The sequence below is a fragment of the Mucilaginibacter sp. genome (assembly GCF_041663085.1).
In the GTDB taxonomy this organism is placed as follows: domain Bacteria; phylum Bacteroidota; class Bacteroidia; order Sphingobacteriales; family Sphingobacteriaceae; genus Mucilaginibacter.
Genome location: NZ_JBAZRC010000029.1, coordinates 12,646 through 37,135, shown reverse-complemented (window position 1 = coordinate 37,135; position 24,490 = coordinate 12,646). Strand labels below are relative to the sequence as shown.

Sequence of the window (24,490 nt, the reverse complement as noted above, 5' to 3'; positions counted from 1 at the left end):
TCCGGCATGGTCGCCAAGGCCGGCTTTCGCATTGGCCCTGTAGTGGTACATATCCGCATTGGGGGCTAAAGCAATGGCTTTGGTAATATCAGTTATGGCATCGGCATATTTTTGCTGCGCGTTGTTTGCGTTACCGCGATAAAAGTAAGCGAAGGGGTTTTTTGGGTCGAGCTCTATAGCGCGGTCATAATCCTGCACGGCCATCATGTATTCCTTCTGGTCGTTATAAGCATTGGCGCGGTAAAAGTAAGCGCGGCCGTTCTTGGGCTCAAGCTGTATGGCTTTGGTAAAATCGGCAATGGCGGCATTATAGTTTTTTGCCCCTGCTTTTGCGTTACCGCTTTGCATAAAGTTTTCGGCCGTTTGCGCAGCGCAGCAAAAAGGTAAAAGAAAAAATATGACGAATAATTTGCCCATGTATTTTTATTGAAACTTATCTGAATGGTTTAAACAGGAATGATGCCGATGCGGTGGTGCCATCGCCGGTGTTGCGGCCGTTAATGAAATGCCCGCCCGATAAGAATATAGAGAAGCGCCTGCTAAATGTATAACCGTATGTTAATGATGCCTGGTTAAACGCAAAGTTTTTGTTGGTGGCCTGTATAGGCGAGAATTTGGTAAAGCTGCTGGCCGAGTAAAAACCGCTGATGGATGCCGAGATCTGGTGTTTAAACTTCCTATCCAGCGTTAAACCGAACGAGCCATTATACCTGTCCTGTATAGGGCCCTGCGAGCCAAAGTACTGACGTACGCCGTTCTCTACCGTGAAATAATAGTTTTTGCCCAGCACCTTGCCGCTGCCTGCAAATGCCAGTTTAAGTTCAGCACCTTGTTGTTTGTAACCCAGGCTAAGATCGGTATATAAGGGTTGCACAAATGTACCCTGTATGGTAAAGTAATAAATGTAGTTGATGTTGGCCAGGTAATAGCGCAAACCCACTTCCATATCGGTAAAGCCCGAGCTTACGGTTTTGGCGGTATTGTCTTCATACGTATTTCTTACATAAGGCAACAAAGCCACCAAGGTTAACTTGCGGCTTAAACCATATTCGGCGTATAACGAAACGCCTAATGATTGGAACTGCCCGCCATTGGCAAAAGGGGTTTTATGACTCAGCGAGTCCCACCCTTTATTGGCATAAAAATAACTGAAAGACGGCGACAGCAACAACCTTTTTGGCCGTACCGGGAAACCGCCTGCGCCACCTGCATGGCTGCTGGCCGGCATCAGCATAACCAGGCCGATGGCTATCAGCAAATACTTTAAGTGAGTAGTTTTAGGTAAATTCATCTCTTCGCTATTAAAATAATGCAAATGCGTCACGCATCCACCTGCCCTCTAAATCTTTATACACCTGGCTTACTTCGTGCCCCAGGTCTTTAAACACCAGCAACCTTTTTTTGCCGGGTATAACGTTAAACGTGCCATATTCGTTATAGGGTGGGGCATACGGGTCTAATAAACCTATCCCCATAATGGTTGAACATTGCAGGTTACTGGCAAAATTCTTCCCGTCGTAATAGTTAAGGTTACCAAGCACTTTGTCGAAAGTTAGGCCGGGTTGTGTTTTAATATATTTTTTAATGTCGTTTATTGGCCAGGTAACCTCGCCATCTAAATTATTTACATCGCAAAGTATAGGGTTCTGTGCCGAGCACAGGTTAACCCTTTTATCAAGGCTTGCTGTAGCAATGGCTAAATAGCCGCCCATACTACCGCCAGATGCCAGTATGTTATCATGCTTTAAGTAGGGTTGCGCGTACACAAAATCAACCAGGCGGATGCAATCCATAATAACACCACGCATTACGTAGTTGTCGCGGTCCTCAATACGGTAAAAAATAAATTCATCGCGGCGGGTATCAATAGGGCCGCGGCTGTTGCCCTGCCCCCTTACGTTTAGGGTAATGATGGCAAGGTCTTCGTCTAAACCGGTTATAGGCAGCAAATTTACCTGGTAGCCGGGTAAACCCAGCAGTACCGAAAATTTGCGGTTCTTATCTTTTGAGATAGGTACCGTCATCCAGCCGCGGATGGTGTAATTATCCAGCGATTGCATCTCTATCAGGAATACCTTACGGTTATCGGTATTCATTTTTGGCATTGGGGTAACCTTAAAATTTGGTTTTACCTTAGCCAGGTCGTCTTTCGCTTTTTGCCAAAAGGCATCAAAATCTGCAGGTTTGGCATATTTAGAGCGTATCTCTTCGGGTTTTACACCGAATACCCGGCGGGTGGTATCATCATAATCAGAGATGTTTACCATAAAATCAACCTTGTAAAAACCCGATTTCATGCTGGGCAGATCAAAGTCGTATTTCGCCGAGCTTTTTTTACCCAGCTTTACATTTTGCTTACCCGAGCCTAATTTTTTACCGTGTTGGGTTATCAGGTATGATACTGTACCCGTTTGCGGCGCATCCGTAGGGTTTTTAACCTCGAAAGTATATTTGGCGTTACTGTCAAAAATGGCGTTTTTGTTGCCGGGGGTGAGCACGGTAGAAATGCCGTCTTCATCATCCTGCGCGGCAGCAGTAACGTGTTGCAGGCATAGCGTTGCAACTGTACAAAACAGTATAAAAAATATCTTATTTGATCTGTTCACCATAATTAAGCCTTAATTGCTTCTGAGTTATTTTCGGGGTTACGTGGTTTGTTTTTGATCAAAAAATCCGACTTACGAATATAATGATTTAACGGTTCCTCTATAAGCTTAAACAGCAGTATGGCCACCCCGTTTAAAATGATAAAGGCGTATAAAACGTTCAGGCTATCGTACTGAAAAGGCGAGTTCCAATCTTTACCCCATTTATCGTAAAGCTCAAAAATATCGTCGTTCCATTTGTTGAAATACCGGTGCAGAAAATCGTACATATACCCAAGGTGTATCAGGTAAAATATATACGAGCTTTTACCCAGCAGCTCAACAAATTTAAAGCTGAGGATCTTTTTAAGAACGGTAGTTTCAGTTAACAGGCCGTAAAAGAACATGGCTATAGATGCCGCCAGCAGGTAATTATTGGTAACAATACCAAACGGATGGTGCAAACCTGCAACCTCGCCTTTAGGGATAGGCAGTATGCTCATGATCCATACGCAAACAAATATCAGCAGGAAACCGCCATAAGTAAACCAGGTTTTGGCCTGCCCGTCAATTTTAGCCTGCCTTTTCTTTACTATCAAGGCTAATTGGATCCCTGCAAAAAACTCAAAGCAGCGGCCCAAAAAGGTATAAAGGAACATAAAGGTAAAGTTGCTAAAAAAGCCATACCAGTTAACCCTGCTGAATATAACCACCAATAGTGCGCCTATGCCCGTTACAACGGCCCATTGCAGCCAAAATTTATTGTATTTTTTTGCGAAGTAAAATATGAAGGGTGCCGAAAAGTAGAAGCATTCTTCAACTGTTAAACTCCATCCCTGGGCAATACCGGTAAACTTTAACTGATCAAAAAAGCCCCTTACAAACGTAATGTTCATAAAAAATAATCCTATCGGACTACCGAAGCCGTTGGTTACCTTTTGATCGTGCGTAAAGTAGTAAGAAACAAAGGCCCCCAGCGTAAGCAGGAAATACATGGGATAGATGCGGGCAACCCTGTTTTTAAGGTATTGCTTAAACCAGTCGCCGGTTAGTTTAAAACTATCAAAATATCTGAAAGCGATTAAAAAACCCGATAAAACAAAGAAAATGGTAACCCCGATGTGCATCTCGTTAAGAAAACGTTGCACAGCACGGGGAAAATTTTCATCAAACGCGTAGGCGTAATGCGATATAAATACAAGGTAAGCAGCTAAAGCGCGCACCCCTGTTAATGCAGGAATATAGTTTTGTAAAGGTTTTTGCACCAAAACGCTTGTTTAAATTATTTTTTACGGATAATTGTTCGCTATGGTTATGCAAACAAGATACCACAGTTCTGCACCAAATATCTATCAGAACCTTTGGATTAAGGAAAATAAGAAAAATTTGTTTAAACGGGTTTAGAGAAATAGGGAATGTGTATTGGTCATTGGGTCATCCGCTGCGCTGTCATTGGTCATTCGTCCCCTTCACCAACCTGTCATTCGAACGAACATAGTGAGGAGAAATCTTGTTCATCATGCAATTCGCCGCCTGTCAAATGAACAATATTTCTCTCTGTCGTTCGAAATGACGTTGGGGAAAATATCAGGCTAAATATGCTGATCCCTGCACCACGCCCCGGCTTAGTATGCGCTGGTCTATATAGTATTGGATCTCGCTTTTCTTAAGTCCCCAGTTTGGTGCGATGAGCAGTTCGCGGTCGCTTAAGCCAAATAATCGCTGGATGATGATATCGGGCCTTACCAGTGGCAGCAATTCGCATAAAAAATCGGCATACTCATCAATGCTGAAAAGCTTGAATGGTTCGCGTTTGTATTTTACGCCCATAACGCTACCCTCAACAATATGCAGGTGGTGGAATTTTACAAATTTTATTTGCGCGTGGCGGTTTATCTCGTCGGCATATTTCAGCATCATTTCTTTTGTTTCCCAGGGGAAACCGAAGATGGTATGTACGCAAACGTCAAGTTTGGTGTTCTCGGTAAGGGCAAGCGCTTTGATCAGTTCTTCGTGGCTGCAGCCGCGGTTTATCTGGTTCAGCGTATCGTTGTAAATGCTTTCCATGCCCATTTCCAGGTCAACATCAAAGCGATCAGTATAGCTCTCTAACAGGGCTATTTTCTCGGCATCGATGCAATCGGGGCGTGTGCCTACACTAAGGCCAACAATATCTTCGGTGCCATAGCTTAAGGCCTCGTCATACATCATTTTTAAATAATGTGCAGGGGCGTAAGTATTGGTATTTGGCTGAAAGTAAATGATGAATTTATCGGCCTTGTTGCCAGTACGGGCGCGTTCCATGCCTTGTATAACCTGCTCGCGCACGGTAGGGGCGTTACGACTAACAGACGGGGTGAACGAGTCTACATTGCAATAGGTACAGCCACCATAGCCTTTGCTGCCATCGCGGTTGGGGCAGGTAAAGCCGCCATCCACAATAACTTTAAACACACGGTGCCCCTTGTATTTCTCTTTAAGCCAGGGGCCATAATTGTTATAGCCCTTTTCCCACGTTGCCGGTACGGTGTCTGTTAATTGCATTGGCGCAAAGATACGGTTTTTGACGATTGGTTCATTTGCTGATTAGTTCACTGGTTTATTAGCAGCATGCCACCAATAAGAGAATGAACCAGTGAACTAATGAACCAGTAAACTAACTACATTGGCGGTTCAGTGTTATCACCTATTAGTTCGCCTTTTTTCATTTTTACGTTACCTGTGCGTTTTAATACGCCCCAGGTAGTTAGCTCGCCCTTAAGCGCCTTGCGGATGGATTTAAACAGGATGTAGTACATCAGCTGGCGCCAAATAAAACGCTGCGGAATAATGTATATTAGCTTACGGTAATCTTCCTTCTCCATACGGAAGGCCAGCCAGCCTACCAAAAAGTCAATCAATACAAATGCTACGTAGTAGGTGAGCATTTTTTCGGGGTGACTGCCAAACAGGCCCAAAATCATAATAAAATCGGCCAGTGGCGAGAACAACGGCAGTATGATCTGGAAGATCAGGATGTTTGGCATCCCTACCATACCAAAGTAGCTGAATTTTTTGTTGAATAACGCGTCGCGGTTTTTCCAGAAACTTTGCATTACCCCAAAACTCCAGCGGAAGCGTTGTTTAAGCAGCGCGTTGATGGTTTCGGGCGCTTCGGTATAGGCAACGGCTTCGGCGCAGTTTTTAATTACGTAGCCTTGTTTTAGGATGCGCATAGTTAAATCGCAATCCTCAGCCAGGGTATCATAAGTAAAGCCCCCGGCCCTGAATATGGCCGATTTGCGGAACGCGCCGATGGCACCGGGCACTACGGTAATGCTGTTGATGATATCAAATGCGCGCCTATCCATGTTTTGCGCGGTGATATACTCTATCGACTGCCATTTGGTTATGATGTTGGTTTCGTTACCAACCTTTACGGTACCTGCTACCGCGCCAATTTCCTCATCAGTAAAGTAGGCCATCAGGTGAAAAATAGCATCTGTTTTAAGCTGGGTATCGGCATCAATACAAACCACAAAATCATGCTCGGCATGGGTAATGCCAAAGTTTAGTGCCGATGCTTTACCGCCGTTTGGCTTTGTTAATACCCTTACCAGGGGATTATTGCCATACGCTTCAGAAACTACCTGGAAGGTTTTATCCTTAGACCCATCATCCACAAAAATAATGTTGAAATTGGGATACTCGGTTTTTAGCAAACTATCAATAGTACGTAAAGCCGTGACCTCCTCATTATAAGCTGGTACAATAATACTTACCGGTGGTTGCGGGTGCGGCGCGGTATCAATTTTCTTATTAACATTAAATTGCCTTGTAGCTAATATGCCTATTAATATAATACGGCCCATGGCTAAAAATATAGCTGATAGGAACAGGTAGAAAAGAAACCTGTTGCCTACAAAGAAGCCAACCACTACAATATCATAATATTTGCCCCAAAAGCTGCTGTTCTCTTCTTTGGCAACCGGCATCAGGTCGGCTTTGGTTTTGCCCAAAACATCGGCAATGGTGGTAAACTGATACCCGTGCTTTTTAAAGTAGTGGATTATCTCGGGCAGGGCCTTAACGGTTTCTTCGCGAGTATCGCCACCGGCATCGTGCAGCAGTATCATACTGCCATTGTCTTTTTGGCGAATGGTGCGGGCAATAATGCTATCGGCTGTTACACCGGGCTGCCAATCCCACGGGTCTATAGATTCGCCTATGGTAATATAACGTTGCTTGCGGCTTTCTGCCACGGGTATTACTTCGGCCAGTGTTTGCGGCTCGGCATCGGCATTAAATGGCGGGCGAAAAAGTATAGTGCTATGCCCGGTGATAGACTCTATCAGTTTACGGGTGGAGTTTAGCTCGAGCTTAACCCTGTCTAAGCTAATGGTTGAGATATCCGGGTGAAAGAACGTGTGGTTACCTATTTCATAACCTTCGTCATAAATGCGCCTGAGTATCGGGATGTTTTTCTCTACCATCGACCCCACAACAAAGAATGATGCCGGTACCTTTTCCTTTTTCAGGATATCAAGGATGCGGGGCGTATAATCCGGGTCGGGGCCATCATCAAAGGTTAAAACAACTTTGCCCGGTTTGTACCCATACCTGCGGATCACATATTTGGTTGGCAGGTCGATATATTTTTGATTGGTAATGGTAAAGGTTGATTTATCAAGCGTTACATCAATTTTACCGGTATGTGGTACGGTTATCAGGTCGAGCACCTCGCCGCCTTCGCCGGCATAGTCTATTTTATTGTTAAGGCCAACGGTGTCTAACCTTCGCAAGTCGACCCCGGTTTTTCTTAACGAATCTATCGACAGGTTTTTTTGAAAGAATGTCCATAAACGCGGATCTTCAAACCCAAGGCGCCATAGTGCCACACCACCGGTAGCCCAGTCATCGGCCATACGGATAATGTTAAAATTGGTAGCAGCATCGGCAAAATAAACGGTATGTGTTAGGCTATCGGGCCCCAGGTAGCTGTAATGAAGGTTGGCTGATTGAGGATCGTAAATAATGGTTTTCTTATTTTCTTTTGCAGTACTTATGGCTTGCGGATAACCAATAGTTTGACCAATGCTCCCCTCGCGCCAATCAAAACCTCCGCCAGCTACAGTAAGGATGATTTTTTCGCTCGGTATTTTTGAGCACACATCATCTAAAATCTCCTCAACCCAATGCTGGTGCGATATATCACCGGCGTTACTCATATCCGAGTGCTGGTCAATAGCCATCACAAACAAAAAATCGTTAATGTGTTGTAGTCGCTTCAAATCATACTCATCATCATAAGGGATTACGTTTGTGGTAACCAGCAGGTTTTGTGCATGAAAGATATTGTAAAGATCGTTTTCGAAAGCTATAACATTTTTGCTGTTGCGGTCGGGCAGGTCATCAATGTCGAGATTGATGCCATTGAAGTTGTAGTGTTTAAGCTTGGCAACCATGCTGTTGATGAAAGCCGTACGCAATTTTTTACTTTTAAAAATACGCAATACATCTTTTCGATCGTATTCACCCCTAACATTATCAATATTAACGTAGTTAGAAAGCGTTACCAATACTTGTTTTTTGTATTTTTTGTTGAGGTTGATAAGCCCCGTATCTATAGTTACTTTAAGGGTATCAGTATTTCTTGAGAAACTGAAACCTTCAGTTACTATCATATCCAAACGGGCAATATGTTCAGCAAGTGAGTTATACGCCTGCGCCTCCCAAGCTTTGTAAAAACCCGCGTTAATTCGATTATCATTATTGGGATGTTTAAGCTGATGCTGCCTGCGTGCTTTGGCTAAAACCTCTATTTCGGCCTTTTCAATTTTAAAATCTTTATATTTTTTTGATTTTTTTAGCTCTTCAAACTCTTTTTTTGAAAGTTTTTTGGGTGTAGGGTTAAGGTCGGGTATGGTTGGGTACACTGTTGACGTAACTGTAACAACAGCGGCTACAACACCAACTACAAAAACAATTAATAAGATGCGGCTAAGCCATTTAAAACGGTTCCACCTGCCGGGGTTATCAGCCTGAAATATCTGCTTGTTAGAAGACATGAAGGGGATTTAAGTATTAAATTAAGTGATAAGGTGAACTATTAACAATGCAATTATTTGGATTGTTTGCTGGCTTCAATGCCAGAAAAATCAACCCCGCATTTGCAATTGCTGCCGCAGCCTTTTTTTGTGAATAAGCTTTTATACAATAAACGGCCAACGTAAAAAACGGCTGCAATAAATAATACAATGATAACAACTGCTTGTATATCCATAATGCAAAATTAATACTTTATTTATATACGTACAGACTATTTAAATAGTATAAAGTTTATTTATTTGTAAAGTGGCCAAATTGTTAACCGGCTTTGCATCAGTAAGTTTATAAAGGGTATGCGTGCCATTTTTTATTTATGCATAAAGGCCACCGTACCGCCAACCCAGTCAAAACCTTTATTATACCTAACGCCTATCATTTTACCACGGCTAAGCCTGGCCAAATTAATAGCAAGGGTTGGTTTGGCATCGCCATCGGGCCAAAGGTATAACAGGCGGATCTCTATTTTTACACCACCATCCGGCGATTCGAGTACGGGCACATAATCTACTTTTTCCTGCAATATCCAGTTCTCGGGATCTTGTATCTTTTCTATGTCGCCATCCATAATATCGATGATAACGCCCTGCCCGGCAAAGCTGAAGAGTGGCTTTAAAACGTAGTTCTGCAGGTCTTCCGGTATCTGCTTAACCTCGTGCAAAAACTGTGTTTTTGGGATATATTCGCCTTGTAAAAAAGGCATGGTGAACTTACTGATGCGATAAAACCAGTTGGGGTGCGCTATCCATTCTACATCAAGCGGCTGGCGAATATCCACCACCTTATTAAATATTTCCGGGTTGCTTTCTATCTCATCAAATATTAAACGGTTATATATCCGGCGGATGCGTTTCTTTTCGCCTTTATGTGTATAAAACAGTTGATTGCCTTCCCGTATCAGCTCGGCAAGGGAAACAACGGGCGTACCGATATAGCCTTCGGTGATATAAAAATCGACCGCGGTTTTTTGGTTTGGGGCATCTACATCCATTATCACCACTTCATCAGGCTCATAAGGGCCTATAATGGTTTTACGCAACAGATCGAGATAGCTGCTTTTGCTTAAGCCGTTAAAAAATATGGTTTGGTTACCGTGAATGTCAAACGCATGTCGGTAATTTTCGGCCAGGTGCAGCAGGAAGTCGTAAAGCGATGGGAAGCCCTGCATCTCTATCAATTTTGGAACAATGTTGCCTGCCTTATCTTTACAAACACCAAAATCTAAAGCGATGAAATGTGAGTGGTCATTCTCATTAGCCACCCGCCATTTTTCGGGAATGGCGCGTTCGCTTTGTTGTTTAAACCCGGGGTTTAATATGGTGGCAACTATCTCATTACCGGCCTGTATCAGCTTATCCCTAAAATCATCCGTTAAAAATACGGGTGTTTCTGCAATGCGAAATTCAATCGGGTTTTTAAGTCCGGCGTTCAGGTCTACCAAAAAATCAGCATACTTTTCTTCGGTGAAGTTTTGGTTGAAGGTTTTTCTGATAGATGGGTTCATAAGCTTTACTTTTTAACTATCCCGTTGTCGTCGATTTATATTCTGCTGCCGCGAGCCTGTGGCTCGTGGTAATGCATGGCTGTAGCTTTCAGTTGCCGTAAGCTGAAAGCTTACTTTGTGCAGCCCCACGAGTTACGCTGCGCTAAACTCGCGGGAGCCTTCAAATCGGTTAATAAGACAGCGCTTTCAAAATTGCCTCATCCAAAAAATTAGGGATGATGGTTTTTTGCGTGTGCACTATTTTATCAGGATCTTCCAGGCGTTCCAGCATTTCGCGGTATTTGCCTTCGCCGTGCTCGGCTATTACTTCGTCTTTTTTATCCTCGCGCAGCAGCATGTTTTTTATGCCCGATGCATCTGCTTCGGGGTGAAACTGCGTAGCGAAAAAGTATTCGTTGAAACGGATGGCCATTATAGCGCGGGGCAGGTTAACATGCGGGCGCTCTTTCTCCAGCGCCAATATTTCCATTCCCAGTTCGGCAAATCGCTCTGTGTTTGGGTTAGTCACCTGCCAGCTGCGCGAATCTACAGTGTAGAACGGATCGGCAAGGCCTTCAAATACGGGCTCGTTACGGCCTGCTTCGGTTAAATGCACCGGTAATATTCCGAATGACGGCGAACGCCTCAGGTTAATATCGCCCAGGTTATATCTGCGGCACATCAGCTGGAACGAGTGGCATACAAAAAACACATGCTTTTTCTGCGTGCCCTCTTTTTTGTTGTGTGCCTCCAGTTTATCCATCAGGCGGAAGTATTTCTTCTCCCATTCGGTGCCCTCGCTATCCAGCGGACTGCCAGGCCCGCCGCTTGATATATACACGTCAAAGCCGGTATCGGGTACCTGGCCTTTAAGGCGTACATCAAAAATTTGGTAACTTAATTCAAGGCCATGCTGCGCCTTGTAACGGTCCAGTATATCCCGGAAACCCCGCATCCCTTCGTTTGCCACACCCTCATACAGGTCTAATATGGCTACTCTCACTTCCGGTTTATCTGTGCTCATTCTCTCTTATATTCCTTTTAAAGTTTGTGATGTAATGTAGTCCACCACATCTACAAAGTTATTACTTTGATTGTAAACGGCCAGCTGCCTGTCGGCACCAGTTCCATTTTCCAATATTTTGTGCACATACTGCAGGTCGTCGCGGCAGCCCAGGTCGTCAACCACATCATCAATAAAATCCAGCAGTTCCAGGATTAGGGCGCGGGTATTTACTTCAAGCTCCTTGCCAAAGTCTATCATTTTACCGTCGATACCATAACGCGCGGCACGCCATTTATTCTCGTTAATGAGCGCCCGGTTATAGGTAATAAACTTCATGTTACTTTGGCGCAACTTGTATAGCTTGGCGCAGATACACTGAAACAAGGCCACAAAAGTCATGGTTTCATCAATCAGCATAGGGCAATCGCACACACGGAACTCGATGGTTTCGAAGAAGGGGTGAACCCGCAAATCCCACCATATCTTTTTAGCGTTATCAATACAGTTGGTTTTTACCAGCAGTTTAATATACCTGTCGTAATCTTCAATGCTGTCAAAATAATCGGGGATACCCGTCCTCGGGAATTTATCAAACACTTTTGTACGGAATGATTTATAACCGGTGTTCCTACCTTCCCAAAATGGCGAGTTGGTTGATAACGCGTAAACATGCGGCAAAAAATACCGCGCCTGGTTAGCTATATGTATCGCCATATCGCGCGATTGGATGCCTACATGCACGTGTAACCCAAAAATAAGGTTTGATCGGGCGGCTTCCTGTAGTTCGTCTACTATTTCAAAATATCTTGGGTGGTCTGTTATCAGCTGGTGCTGCCAGTGCGAAAAGGGGTGTGTGCCTGCCGCTCCAATGCGCAGGCCAATGTCGCCGGCCAGCTGGGCTACGGTGGTGCGCAGCTTGCCCACTTCTTTACGGGCTTCTTCGGTATTACGGCAAATGTGGGTGCCCACCTCCACAACGGCCTGGTGCATTTCGGCCTTTACCTGGTCTTCATGGATCTTCTGCGCGCTGTCGACAATTTTTTGATCGTGCGATTGCAACTCCCTGGTCACGGGGTCAATCACCATAAATTCTTCTTCAACACCTAAGGTGAACTCGTTCATAATTGGTTAGGGGTTATTGGTACTTAAGTAAATGTCATTTCGAACGAGGTACGAGGAGAAATCTTGTTCGAAATGCAAAATTGGTCAATTACATATTTGAACAAGATTTCTCACTATCGTTCGAAATGACAGTTTAGTTTCTTATTTCTTCGCCACCTTCTTCGGGGCAGCCGGTTTCTTTTTAGGTTTTGCTTCCTTAGTTATGGCATGGTCAACCTTGGCAGCACTTACATCGGCTTTGGCAGTTTTTGCTGCTGCTGCAATGAGTGGTTTACCTGCAGCACCTGTTTTTACAAACTCGCCCCAGGTTAGGTTGTCTTTATTGTCTTTTTGTGCTTTGGCACGCTCAATGGCATAACTGGCAGCGGTTTCTACCACCCATTCAAAGTTATCCTGGCCAACGCTGGTTACTTCGGCATCGGGGGCAGGGTTACAGAAATCAATGGCGTAAGGTATACCATCGCGTACAGCAAACTCAACGGTGTTAAAATCGTAACCCAGGTATTGGTTTAATTGCAGCACGTATTTGGTGATGGTATCCAGCATTTTTTTTGATGCCGGGGCCTTGCCATGCTCGTAACGCAGATGGTGCGGGTTGCGCGGCTCGTACTGCATAATACGCACGTGTTTGCCGCCAATGCAATAGCAACGGAAGTAATCATCAAAAATAATTTCTTCCTGCAGCAGCATTACCAGTTGCTTGGTTTCGGCGAATTTCTCCCACAGGTCATCCTTGTCGCTAATTTTGTAAACATCGCGCCAGCCGCCGCCGTCAAAGGGTTTCATATATGCCGGGAAGCCTACGTAATCAAATATCGCGTCCCAATCTAAAGGGAAGGCCAGGTTGCGGAAGGACCGGTCGGTTGTGCTGTCCGGGTGGTCTTTTGATGGCAGCAGTGCCGTTTTTGGTACCGGTACGCCCAGTTTTACGGCTAAAGCATTATTGAAAAATTTTTCGTCGGCGCTCCACCAGAATGGATTATTGATAACCGCTGTGCCGGTAATGGCCGCGTTTTTTAACGATGCCCGGTAAAACGGCACATCCTGCGAAATGCGGTCGACAATTACCGAGTAGCCCAATGGCTCGCCCTGCATCATTTTATCAATGCGTACAAACTCGGCTTTAATGTTTTTCTCATTCTTTTCGTTTATCCTGTCTACAAATGCCTGCGGGAATGAATTTTCCTGTCCGAATAAGATGCCTATTTTCTTTTCCATGTTCAATGTTTTTATAGTGTAGTTGGTTTTGTTAATCGTATTCTAATATATCATCAATCAGGAATGTGTTTCCCGAAGGAATTACTTTTATATCTCTTTTATGAACATATTTGTTTTCTGTATCAGCATCTTCAATTACCACGCCGAATACTAAACTCTTGTCAGCGTTTTCTTTCTTTAGCTCGCACCGCGTAACTTTTGGGTCGATAGTGTCTTGTTGCCCTATTAAAATACTATTTGTGGTTGCAAATTTGGTGTTGTATTTACTTTTCCATTTATCAGCAAATTGCTTTTCTGTTAACCCATCAAAATCCCGGCCGATAGCATCATGTTTATATTCGAGATATTGTTTAGTAAATATGCTCGTATCGTTTTCGTTCCCAATATCTGCTTTTAAATATCGTGCAATGCTAAGAAGCAGCCATTTTTTTGCACGTTCCGCCCCGCCTTGTTGGGCATTTTCCTTTTTTGCAGAATTATCTGCAGCGATTTTTTGAACAATGGAGTCTTGCTTAACAGCAGTGCTTTTTTTGCTGTTTTGGGAGCATCCGAAAAAGATCGACACGATAAAGCAAAGCGAAAGCTTATTATATATTTTCATTTGTCCAATCTCTACTTTATTGTGCTTAAATAATGCGGGAACATTTCCTTCCATATCGGCCAGTCATGATTGGCAAAAGGGCGGATATCCAGCCAGTGGTTAATGTTTTTTTCTTTCAGAATGTTTGACATGCGGATATTATAATCCTTACACATATCATGCTCTGAGGTCCCCAGTATAATATTCATCTGCCAAAGCCCGGGCTTGTTGCTGCCGGGCAAAAAATCTACAGGGTTGTTATAAAATATATCGTCGTTATAAAAACCGTCGGTAAACATGGTTATATCAAACGCTCCGCCCATGGTAAACAGGTGCGCCACCATTTCGGGGTGTTTAAACGCGAAATTTGCCGCGTGGTAACCACCAAAGCTGCAGCCGGCAACAGCTACTTTGCCTACGCCGGTTTCGTGCATGGCCCAGGGTGCAAGCTCTTCTACCAGCATTTTATCGTACCAGGCGTAGTTACGGGCGCGGTCGGCGGGGTGGATGCCTTTGTCGTACCAACTGCGGTAGTCAATAGTATCGGGGCAGTAGATCTTCACCAGTCCTTCATCTACAAACCAGCGCACGCTTTCAATCAGTCCAAAATCTTTATTCTGATGGTAACGGCCTTTGGTTGTAGGGAAAAGAATAACCGGGAACCCCCTGTCGCCAAAAACCAGCATTTCAAGGTCGAGGTTTAAATTAGGGGAGTGCCAGCGGTGGTATTGTTCAGTCAAGTTGTTGTGTTTAAGATGGTAATATAGCAGGATTGCTTGTAAATGTCAACACCGTGCCAAATAATTCTGTTTTGATTATTAAATAAAAGTATAAGCTTACTTTTGTACCCTTAATTAGTTTTTAATACCATGTACTACAGTACAGATACTGAAATGAAGATAGCGCAACAGGAACTCACCATAACATCAAAAGCACTCGGTCGTGACGTTACCTGCACTTTGCTTATGCCCGAAGATGGCGCCGTAGCAGAGCCCCTTAATTTACTTTTACTGAACGATGGCCAGGAGCTGGAAAACCTTAAACTGGTTGATACCCTGGAGAATTTATACGAACGCAACTGCCTTAAGCCTTTACTCACCGTTGCCATACACGCCGGTGAAGACCGCATACAGGAATACGGCATTGCCGGCAAACCCGACTTTAAAAAACGTGGCGCCAAGGCCGACCTGTACACCAAATTTATTAAAACCGAACTGTTGCCGTTTATCCACGAGCATACCGGCATTGATGATTTTGAGACTACCGCATTCGCGGGATTTTCGCTTGGGGGTTTAAGCGCTATGGATATTGCCTGGAACAACCCCGAACTATTCAATAAAGTGGGCGCGTTCTCTGCCTCGTTTTGGTGGAGGGGGAAGGACCTTGCTAAAGGCTATACCAACGACGACCGTTTGATGCATAGCCTCATCAAAAATACCACCGGCAAACCCGAACTGAAATTCTGGCTGCAAACCGGCACCAGAGATGAAACTGCTGATCGTAACAAGAACGGTATCATCGATTCTATTGATGATACCATCGATATTATTAAAGAACTGCTTGCCAAAGGTTATGAACGCCCTTTCGATATTCAATACCTGGAAATGCTTGGCGGCACGCATGATGCCGAAACATGGGGTAAGGCCATGCCTAAGTTTATGCAATGGGCGTTTGGGAAGTAAAAAAATGTAGAGACGCGAAGTATCGCGTCTCTACATTAGATCTCTCGTAGAGGCGCGATACTTCGCACCTCCCGATAGAAAGGCAACACTGAATTTCGTCACCCACCCCATTCCCTAACAATTAAGTAATAATCAGTTAATTGTAAAATGCTGCTTACTCTTTCAAATGCCATTTCTAAACCGTATCTTTGCGCCAAATTTAGAGGCCGCATTTCATGCAAAAAATAAGAAATATTGCGATTATCGCACACGTTGACCACGGTAAAACCACTTTGGTTGACAAAATTTTACACAGTTGCGCTATCTTCCGTGATGGGCAGGAGACTGGTGAATTAATCTTGGATAACAATGACCTGGAACGTGAGCGTGGTATCACCATCGTATCAAAAAACGTTTCGGTAATGTATAAAGATGTTAAGATCAACATCATTGATACCCCTGGTCACGCCGATTTTGGCGGTGAGGTAGAGCGTGTATTGAAAATGGCTGATGGCGTTCTTTTACTTTGTGATGCTTTTGAAGGCGCTATGCCTCAAACACGTTTCGTAACCCAAAAAGCTTTGGCCCTGGGCTTAAAGCCAATTGTGGTTGTAAACAAAGTAGATAAAGAAAACTGCCGCCCCGAAGAAGTTTACGAGCAGATTTTTGAATTGTTCTTTAACCTTGAGGCTACCGAAGACCAACTGGATTTCCCGGTTATCTATGGTTCATCAAAACAAGGTTGGATGAGCACCGACTATAAACAACCAACTGAAGATATTTTCCCGTTGATGGATGCTATTTTAGCAAACATCCCGCCGGCACCTATCAATGAAGGTACACTGCAAATGCAGATCACCTCGTTAGATTACTCATCTTTCGTAGGCCGTATCGCTATTGGCCGTGTTGCCCGTGGTACTATTAAAGAAAACATGCCGGTGTCGTTGGTAAAACGCGATGGTACTATCCAAAAATCGCGTATCAAGGAACTTTACACCTTTGAAGGTTTAGGTAAAGTTAAAGCTACATCTGTTAGCGCTGGCGATATTTGTGCTGTTGTAGGTATTGATGGTTTTGATATTGGCGATACTATTGCCGATTTTGAAAAACCGGAGCAATTGGAAGTTATCCATATTGACGAGCCTACCATGAACATGCTTTTCACCATTAACACTTCACCGTTTTTTGGTAAAGAAGGCAAGTTTGTAACCTCACGCCACCTGCGCGACCGTTTGTACAAAGAGATGGAAAAAAACCTGGCGCTTAAGGTTGTTGAAACCGAATCGCCTGATTCATACTTAGTGTACGGCCGTGGTATCCTCCATTTATCAGTATTGATCGAGACCATGCGTCGCGAAGGATACGAGTTACAGGTAGGCCAGCCACAGGTTATTGTTAAAGAAATTGATGGTGTTAAATGTGAGCCGGTTGAAACTTTAATAGTTGATGTACCGGGTGATGTTGCAGGTAAAGTTATTGAGCTGGTAACACAGCGCAAAGGCGACCTGTTGGTAATGGAGCCTAAAGGCGATTTACAGCACCTTGAGTTTGATATCCCTGCACGTGGTATCATCGGTTTACGTAACAACGTATTAACTGCAACAGGTGGCGAGGCTATTATGGCCCACCGCTTTAAAGCATACGAGCCATGGAAAGGCCAGATCCCGGGCCGCTTAAACGGTGTATTGGTATCTATGGATACCGGTAAAACCACTGCTTTCGCTATTGATAAACTACAGGATCGTGGCAGGTTCCACATTGATCCGGGAGTTGATGTTTACGAAGGACAGGTTTTAGGCGAGCACATCCGCGATAACGATTTGGTTATTAACTTAACCAAAGGCAAGCAGTTAACCAACATGCGTGCATCTGGTAGCGATACCAACGTGCGTATTGCACCTGCTATCAAATTCTCGTTAGAAGAATCAATGGAGTATATCCAGGCCGACGAATACATTGAGGTAACCCCGCAAAGCATCCGTTTACGTAAAATATACCTTAACGAGAACGAAAGAAGGATCAACGCTAAGAAATTCCAGAGCCAGTAATTGGTAACCGAATTTTTAATATAAAACAGAAAGCCCCGATTTATCGGGGCTTTCTGTTTTATAAAAGGATATCATTATATTTAACCAGATCATAAACCAATCATAAATGAAGAGATTTTTACCTGTTATATTTTGTTTCTTATTGTTTTCTACTGTATCGTGCGTGAAAAACGTAGAAGAAGGCCCCGATTCTATAACGCTTAACTATACCGATCTGCAATTGCAGGTAGGTAGCGGTAAACAATTACTGGCAAGAAGGTATGACGCATCGCAGATCATCTGGTCGTCGTCTGACAGTACCGTTGCATCCATAAATGATAAAGGCATCATCGTTGCCTTAAAAGAAGGCCAAACAACCATGACCGCCAAAAGCAAACAGTATAACATTTCGGCAGTATGCCATGTTATTGTATCGGCAATGGTTATAGAAGGCAAGGATATTGGCATAGGCGCCGATGGCTCCATGTTTATTATAGGTACAGACAGTACATCTGCCAGCAGTGGGTACAGTATATCAAAACTTGTTAATAACACGCTAACCAAATTACCCGATTGCGGCGCGGTGCGTGTTGCGGTATCCCCAACGGGCGTGCCCTGGGTGGTAACCAAAGCCCATAAAATATTAAAATACAACGGTAACGGCTGGGATGAAATGCCCGGCCTGGGGACTGACATCGCTATTGGTGCTAATGGTGCTGTATTTGCTATCGGCAATATAGAAACCTCGCCATCAGGTGGTAATAACATTATGAGATGGACGGGCACCGCGTGGGAAGATATGCTTGATTGCGCCGCTATCCGTATAGCGGTTACGCCTGCTGGTATCCCCTGGGTTGTCAATAAATCGGGGCTGGTTTATGTGTTTGGCGGCGATTATTTATGGAAGGCATTTGATAATATCCAGGCATCGGATATAGGCATAGGCGCCGATGGCAGCGTATTTGTAACCGGCAAAAATACAGGTGATGCTAACCCCGATATTTTTAAATACGATGGCTTTTTTAACTGGAATAATTTAAATATTACCGGTGGTACAAACATATCAGTTACACCCGATGGTAAAGCATGGTGGATAGATAAAGCCAACCTGGTACACCATCAATAAATATTAAACAATAATACATACTAAGCTAAGCCCGGTGAACAATCGGGCTTAGCTTTTTTTATACCTTTGCAATATAATATGCGCATACCCAGCATCCCCGGATTTGATAAAGAAGCTTTAGATAAGTATTTTAAAAATACGGGTATGGCGCTTATTGGCAAGGTGGGTAGCCTGTTTATAAAAATGCTGGTGAGCATTGTTGTTGCACGCTATTTAAGTAAAGCCAATTTAGGGATCATTACCGGGGGCATAACTTATATTTACCTGTTCTCGGCACTGGCCACACTCGGGCTCGATCAGTTTATTGTTAAAGAATTACACCAGTTCCCTCAAAACCGCGATCGCATTTTAGGAACATCCTTTTGGATGAAGGTTTTTGCAGGTATGGGCTGTATCCCGCTGATATGGGTGGCATACCAGGTATACCCTGCGCACGGCACACCTTATAGCTATGTACTTATATTTTCTATCATTGGCATTGTACAGGCCTTTAATGTTATTGATTCGTACTTCCAGTCGGAGGTGAAATCAAAATACATTATGCAGGTGCAGATTGCCGGTACGCTATTATCGGCTGCAATAAAGCTGGTGTTAATTTACCTGGAAATGCCGCTTATAGCTTTTGTATATGCTTACGCGTTAGATTTTGTACTGTTAGCAGCCGGTTATTTTATCACTTATAACCGCAAAGGCCGTAATATATTTAACTGGGCCTATAATAGCGAACTGGCTAAAAAGTTGTTGCATTACTCATGGCCGTTAATTATATCAGGTATAATGGTTTCGTTATACATGAAGATAGACCAATTGATGGTTCAGAATATCGCAGGTGTTGAAGAGGCGGGAGCCTACGCTACGGTAGCAACCTTAAGCGAGGCCTGGAACTTTATACCCACAGTTATTATCACTACACTTTTCCCGGCTATACTAAATGCCCGGCGGGATGATCTCAACAGATATAAAAAACGAATCCAGAACCTGTACGACCTGATGATATACCTGAGCTTGCCGGCTGCTATTATTATCACCTTTTCATCACACCTGATATACAAAGTTTATACACCCGAGTATGCTTACGCAGCGCCGGTATTGTCGGTGCATATTTGGTCGGGAGTTTTTGTGTTTTTGGGGGCAGCCAATAGCCAATATTTAATAGCTGAGGGGTATGTAAAACTTACTTTTATCCGCACAGGGTTTGGTGCTATAGTAAATATATTACTTAACCTTATCCTTATACCTAAAATGGGTATGATGGGCGCAGCTATCGCTACTTTAATTGCTTATGCCAGTTCGGCATTTTTTGTGTTGCTTATTCCAAAAGTTAGTAACCAGGGGGTGATGATGTTAAAATCATTATTCTTAATTTCACTTTTTCAAAAAATCATAAAGCGTTGAGTACATTTTCATCACTAATAAAAGTATTAACAAACCCCGCGCATTTGCGTGCGTTGCTCTCTTTCGATAAAAAAGGCTACCTGGCCGATGTTGGCTGGTTTAAGGCATTTGATACCAGGTCGCCGGTTGACGAAAATGGCAGCCCTATACCATGGGTAACCTACTCTTTTATAGATTTTATAAAAGGCAGGCTTACCAAAGAACATACTGTGTTTGAATTTGGATCGGGCAACTCCACTTATTTTTACGCCAAATACGCCGGCGTGGTGGTTTCTGTAGAGCATGATAAGGAGTGGTTTGATAAGATAGAAAAATCGGCTGCCAAACCCGATAACTCTGAACTGATCTACTGCGAACTGATACGCGATGGCGATTACTGCCGTATGCCGGTTAAGCTGGAAGAGAAGTTTGATATCATTATTGTTGACGGCCGCGACAGGGTGAACTGCTGCAAGCAGGGCATTGAAGCCTTATCGCCAAACGGTGTAATGGTGCTTGATGATTCTGAACGCGACGATTATAAAGAAGGTGTAGATTTTTTATTGAGTAAAGGCTTTAAACATTTACTATTTAGCGGCATCTCGCCGGGGTTGTTTTACCGTAAATCAACTTCGGTATTTTATAAGCCGGAAAACTGCTTAGGTATTTAAATATGCCATTAAAAAGGTTTGCATTAATGCTCCTGCTTGTTACGGTAGCAACTGCATATCTAAATAGTTTCGCGGGTGGAATTCGCCTGATAAAATTAAATAAGCCTGTTTTAACAGATTCAATTTTATCAGTTAAGAATCAATCCCAATTATCCGCCATTGGGGATAAGTCTAAGAAAACTTTTGCAGGTAATTGTTATGATATAAACTGGGCAACCTGGAGCACATTTTCTGATGTAAGCAGCACAACCGGTTCCATTATTGATGCTGATGGCAGCAATATAGGTATCACCATGTCTGCTAATTATACTTTTGGCTCAACACCATCAATATATACATTTTCAAGATTCAGCGGATATCCGGCAAGCATCCCAAATAGCACAGTACCTAAAACAACATGGTCGGCAGGTACGGGTGGGTCTACCGATATGTGTTTTTCCAAAAAAGTTACTAATCCTGTTTTATTATTATCGTCATTAGGTAGTTCGCTGCCAACAAGTTCGCAACTAAAATTTTCTATTCCATATGTGGTGCTTTATGACGGCGGTGGCATGGTTTATAACGATAGTAGAACTATAACCGGCACGGAAGGTTACGCTATAATTATGTTTCCCGGTGAATTTAATTGTGTTAACATTCAGTCAAATACCCCCGAGAACTATACAAACCTTACCTGGGGTATAAGGCCGCAACCGTTTGCCGTTACCATAACAGATAATAGCAGTACTTGTGGTAGTACTAAGGTTACAGCGAGCGGCGGTGTATCCTATCATTGGGATGGAGGCGACACGCCAAACCAGGCAGCCAACACTTTTCATCAAAGCGGTACTTATTTAGTGACGGTAACTAATGCCAACGGTTGCGTAACCAGTGCATCTAAAACTATTGTTGTAAGTACAACAGTAGCGCCTGTTATATCGGCATTTAGTATACCCCAGCAAAGTACGCCGGCAATTTTAGATGATGTAAATAAAAAAATTACCATAACAGTACCATTCGGCACAGATTTAACAACATTGCGCCCGATAGTAACTATCCCGGCTAATGCTACTGTAAGCCCGGCATCAGGCACAGTTGTTAATTTTATTAACCCGGTTAATTATACGGTAACTAATAGTTGCGCCCAGGTTAGTTATATGGTAACGGTAAAAATAGATAATACTACACCTATAACTCAAAGATTGGCCTGCCCGTCCGACGCTGTTTTGATGAATGGTGATGTATTGGCTATACCGCCCGACAACTATTCATGGCAGGTTATGCAGGCAGGGGTTTGGGTTAATGCTGCGGGCGTTATTAACCAGGCTAATTACACAACAACGGCACCCGCCAATTTAACAGGTGCCAATATTATACTGGATTATCGCAGGGCTGTTACTAAAGTAGGGAATAGTGTTTATGATTCGTTTTACGAGCTTACAGTTACACCGTCTACCGGCCAGAATACCATCTCGGTAGACAGGCAGGTTGCCTGTGGCACAGTTACCAAATTATATAATTTTACAGGGAACAGGCCTGTAGGATTTACCGCTACAACCACATACCGATGGCAAACAAGTGCTGACGGCATTAACTGGCAGGACGAGGCAAATGTTACTGGCGAATCATGGGGGTTAAACGCACAGATAACAGCAAAAACCTGGTTTCGGCGGGTTAGCGTTACTGGGCTTTGCAAGGCTTATAGTAATGTGATAAATATAGATCATATACCCGGCCCTGGTCCGGCCACAGTAGGGCCTCCTGTTACCTTATGTAATGTTACAGAGTATACACTAACAGGCAATACCCCCGCAGCTGATGAAACGGGTACCTGGTCGGTAATTTCTACTACAGGATATAACCCCTTTACCCCGGCAAATATCCATGACCCGCACGCGCACATTACCGGCCTGCCATTAAACATGGTGTTTGATTTTACCTGGACGCTTTCTAAAGCATCCTGCGATCAAATCTACAGCGCTACGGTTTCCATAACAAATGGGGTTACCAGTACCATCACAAATTTTTTTGTGCCAGAGCAGGATGCCCCCGCGGTGATCGATCAGTTAAACTATACCATAACCTTAGGCGTATCGCCAAAGGTTGACAGGAGCCATCTGATGGGGTTGGTTACTGTAGATAATGGTACCGTTAGTCCGGCATCGGGCACTACACAAGATTTTACCGGGGTAGTAAATTATCGCTTAACCGATCAGTGCAGTTTTGTTGATTATAAAGTAACTATAAACCAGGCAACCCCCATCATAACACATGTTTGCCAAAACGAAAATAATGTATTATTACCTGCAGCCGGGGCATCAGGGGCAAACTATCAATGGGAAAAATACCAGGGTGGCGTATGGCAACCTGCTGCAGGCAATAATACAGGTGCAGATTACATCGCAGCTTTTACCGGCAGCTCTTCGGTTACCGCGATTGATAGTTATCGCCGTAAAACAACCGCAGGAGGTGTAATTACCTACCAGTTTTATTATGATGTGTATTTTGATCCGTCTGTATCCAGCAATCAGATAGCTGCTGATAATACTTTAATATGCCAGGGGGGTACACAGTTAGTAAATTTAACGGGCAACACAGCATCTTCCGCGGGTGGCAATGTAACCTACCAGTGGAGGGTAAGTACAGATAATGTAAATTGGCAGAATATCGATAACGCGACCCAAAAAGATTACCAGTTTGTTTTTAGCGGTATAGTTACTAAGTATTATTCAAGGGTGGCTACATTTGGCGGGTGCAGCGTAGTTAGTAACATTATACAAATAAATTATGCAGGCAATGTAACCACCGCCGATGCCGGCACGGCTCAATCAATATGCAACCAGGCTCAGTTAATGCTTAATGCAAATACGCCTAAGCCCCTTGAGGTTGGTACCTGGAGCGTGGTTAGCCCCGCCGGATACAATCCGTTTAATAATGGGAACCTGCATAACCCCAATGCGGTGATCAGCGACCTGCCGTATGATGTCGACATTATATTAAAGTGGAGGATTGAGCAAGCTGCCTGTGGCCTATCATCCGAAAATATGGTCACCATGCGCAATTACAGCCAGCCTGTTGTAAGTGCCGGCAGTAGTGTAACTATTGACAGGGGTGGGAGTACTGTTTTAAACGGAAGCGTTAGCGCCGGGAATTATACATATATATGGTCGCCGGTAACAGGTCTCAATGATCCTGGTGTTTTGAATCCGGTTGCATCACCGGGCGAAACTACGGTGTACACGCTTACGGCAAAGAATGGTTTCGACTGTACACAACTGGCTACCGTAAAAGTTATAGTGAACAATGAACTAGGTATCCCAAGTACAATTACGCCAAATGATGATGGCATCAATGATATCTGGACGATAAAAAATATTGACGACCATGCTGGTGCCGAAGTGCAAATATTTGACAGGGCTGGCCGGCAGGTTTTTTACTCAAAAGGGTACGGCAAAAAATGGGATGCAACCTACAACGGTAAAAAACTACCTGCGGCAGTTTACTATTATATTATCCGTTTAAATGATATTAGACTAATAAAAAAAGGTTGGATAACAGTTATTTATTAATATTG

19 protein-coding genes are annotated in these 24,490 nt (G+C 43.7%); 6 read left to right on the top strand and 13 right to left on the bottom strand.

Annotated features, from left to right (window positions below; genetic code table 11):
• The 13 genes from WC615_RS08395 to WC615_RS08335 form a co-directional block, all read right to left on the bottom strand.
• The coding region (locus WC615_RS08395) for a tetratricopeptide repeat protein (RefSeq protein WP_372977658.1) at positions 1-417 on the bottom strand (417 nt) is incomplete at its 3' end.
• 16 nt (positions 418-433) lie between these two features.
• Positions 434-1,291, bottom strand: a complete 858-nt coding sequence (locus WC615_RS08390; protein WP_372977657.1) for a hypothetical protein — start codon at positions 1,289-1,291, stop codon at positions 434-436.
• A gap of 10 nt (positions 1,292-1,301) precedes the next feature.
• Positions 1,302-2,609 carry an acetylxylan esterase gene (locus WC615_RS08385; protein WP_372977656.1) on the bottom strand — a complete coding sequence of 436 codons (1,308 nt, stop codon included), beginning with the start codon at positions 2,607-2,609 and terminating at the stop codon, positions 1,302-1,304.
• Between the two features lie 2 nt (positions 2,610-2,611).
• Positions 2,612-3,850 (bottom strand): acyltransferase family protein, encoded by a 1,239-nt coding sequence (locus WC615_RS08380; protein WP_372977655.1) that lies wholly within the window; start codon positions 3,848-3,850, stop codon positions 2,612-2,614.
• 322 nt (positions 3,851-4,172) lie between these two features.
• The gene (locus tag WC615_RS08375) at positions 4,173-5,129 is read right to left on the bottom strand and encodes a TIGR01212 family radical SAM protein (RefSeq protein WP_372977654.1); all 957 of its coding nucleotides are present in this window, start codon (positions 5,127-5,129) and stop codon (positions 4,173-4,175) included.
• 116 nt (positions 5,130-5,245) lie between these two features.
• A complete protein-coding gene (locus WC615_RS08370; protein ID WP_372977653.1) occupies positions 5,246-8,632 on the bottom strand; it encodes a glycosyltransferase in 3,387 nt (1,128 codons plus the stop codon).
• A 53-nt stretch (positions 8,633-8,685) separates the two neighbouring features.
• Positions 8,686-8,847, bottom strand: coding sequence for a FeoB-associated Cys-rich membrane protein (locus tag WC615_RS08365; RefSeq protein WP_372977652.1), 162 nt, complete (start codon positions 8,845-8,847; stop codon positions 8,686-8,688).
• Positions 8,848-8,979: 132 nt separating this feature from the next.
• Complete coding sequence (locus WC615_RS08360; protein WP_372977651.1) at positions 8,980-10,173, bottom strand: hypothetical protein; 1,194 nt, start codon at positions 10,171-10,173, stop codon at positions 8,980-8,982.
• Positions 10,174-10,342: 169 nt separating this feature from the next.
• Positions 10,343-11,176, bottom strand: a complete 834-nt coding sequence (locus WC615_RS08355; RefSeq protein ID WP_372977650.1) for a type 1 glutamine amidotransferase — start codon at positions 11,174-11,176, stop codon at positions 10,343-10,345.
• 6 nt (positions 11,177-11,182) lie between these two features.
• Positions 11,183-12,280, bottom strand: coding sequence for a carboxylate-amine ligase (locus WC615_RS08350; RefSeq protein WP_191177065.1), 1,098 nt, complete (start codon positions 12,278-12,280; stop codon positions 11,183-11,185).
• 141 nt (positions 12,281-12,421) lie between these two features.
• Complete coding sequence (locus tag WC615_RS08345) at positions 12,422-13,498, bottom strand: RimK family alpha-L-glutamate ligase (RefSeq protein WP_372977649.1); 1,077 nt, start codon at positions 13,496-13,498, stop codon at positions 12,422-12,424.
• 31 nt (positions 13,499-13,529) lie between these two features.
• On the bottom strand, positions 13,530-14,153 hold the full coding sequence (locus WC615_RS08340) for a hypothetical protein (protein WP_372977648.1): 624 nt from the start codon (positions 14,151-14,153) through the stop codon (positions 13,530-13,532).
• Entirely contained in the window at positions 14,111-14,818 is a 708-nt protein-coding gene (locus WC615_RS08335) for an esterase family protein (RefSeq protein WP_372977647.1), read from the bottom strand. Before WC615_RS08335 ends, WC615_RS08340 begins: the two co-directional genes overlap by 43 nt.
• Before the next feature lie 129 nt (positions 14,819-14,947).
• Between WC615_RS08335 and WC615_RS08330 the strand changes: the two genes are divergently transcribed.
• From WC615_RS08330 to WC615_RS08305, 6 genes are all read left to right on the top strand, one after another.
• On the top strand, positions 14,948-15,760 hold the full coding sequence (locus WC615_RS08330; protein WP_372977646.1) for an alpha/beta hydrolase: 813 nt from the start codon (positions 14,948-14,950) through the stop codon (positions 15,758-15,760).
• Between the two features lie 215 nt (positions 15,761-15,975).
• The gene (gene typA / locus WC615_RS08325; protein ID WP_372977645.1) at positions 15,976-17,787 is read left to right on the top strand and encodes a translational GTPase TypA; all 1,812 of its coding nucleotides are present in this window, start codon (positions 15,976-15,978) and stop codon (positions 17,785-17,787) included.
• A gap of 106 nt (positions 17,788-17,893) precedes the next feature.
• The gene (locus WC615_RS08320) at positions 17,894-18,892 is read left to right on the top strand and encodes an Ig-like domain-containing protein (protein ID WP_372977644.1); all 999 of its coding nucleotides are present in this window, start codon (positions 17,894-17,896) and stop codon (positions 18,890-18,892) included.
• A 78-nt stretch (positions 18,893-18,970) separates the two neighbouring features.
• Complete coding sequence (locus WC615_RS08315; RefSeq protein ID WP_372977643.1) at positions 18,971-20,287, top strand: flippase; 1,317 nt, start codon at positions 18,971-18,973, stop codon at positions 20,285-20,287.
• Positions 20,284-20,937, top strand: a complete 654-nt coding sequence (locus WC615_RS08310) for an FkbM family methyltransferase (RefSeq protein WP_372977642.1) — start codon at positions 20,284-20,286, stop codon at positions 20,935-20,937. The genes WC615_RS08315 and WC615_RS08310 overlap by 4 nt, the downstream gene beginning before the upstream one ends.
• A 26-nt stretch (positions 20,938-20,963) precedes the next feature.
• Entirely contained in the window at positions 20,964-24,485 is a 3,522-nt protein-coding gene (locus tag WC615_RS08305; RefSeq protein ID WP_372977641.1) for a gliding motility-associated C-terminal domain-containing protein, read from the top strand.
• Positions 24,486-24,490: the final 5 nt, after the last annotated feature.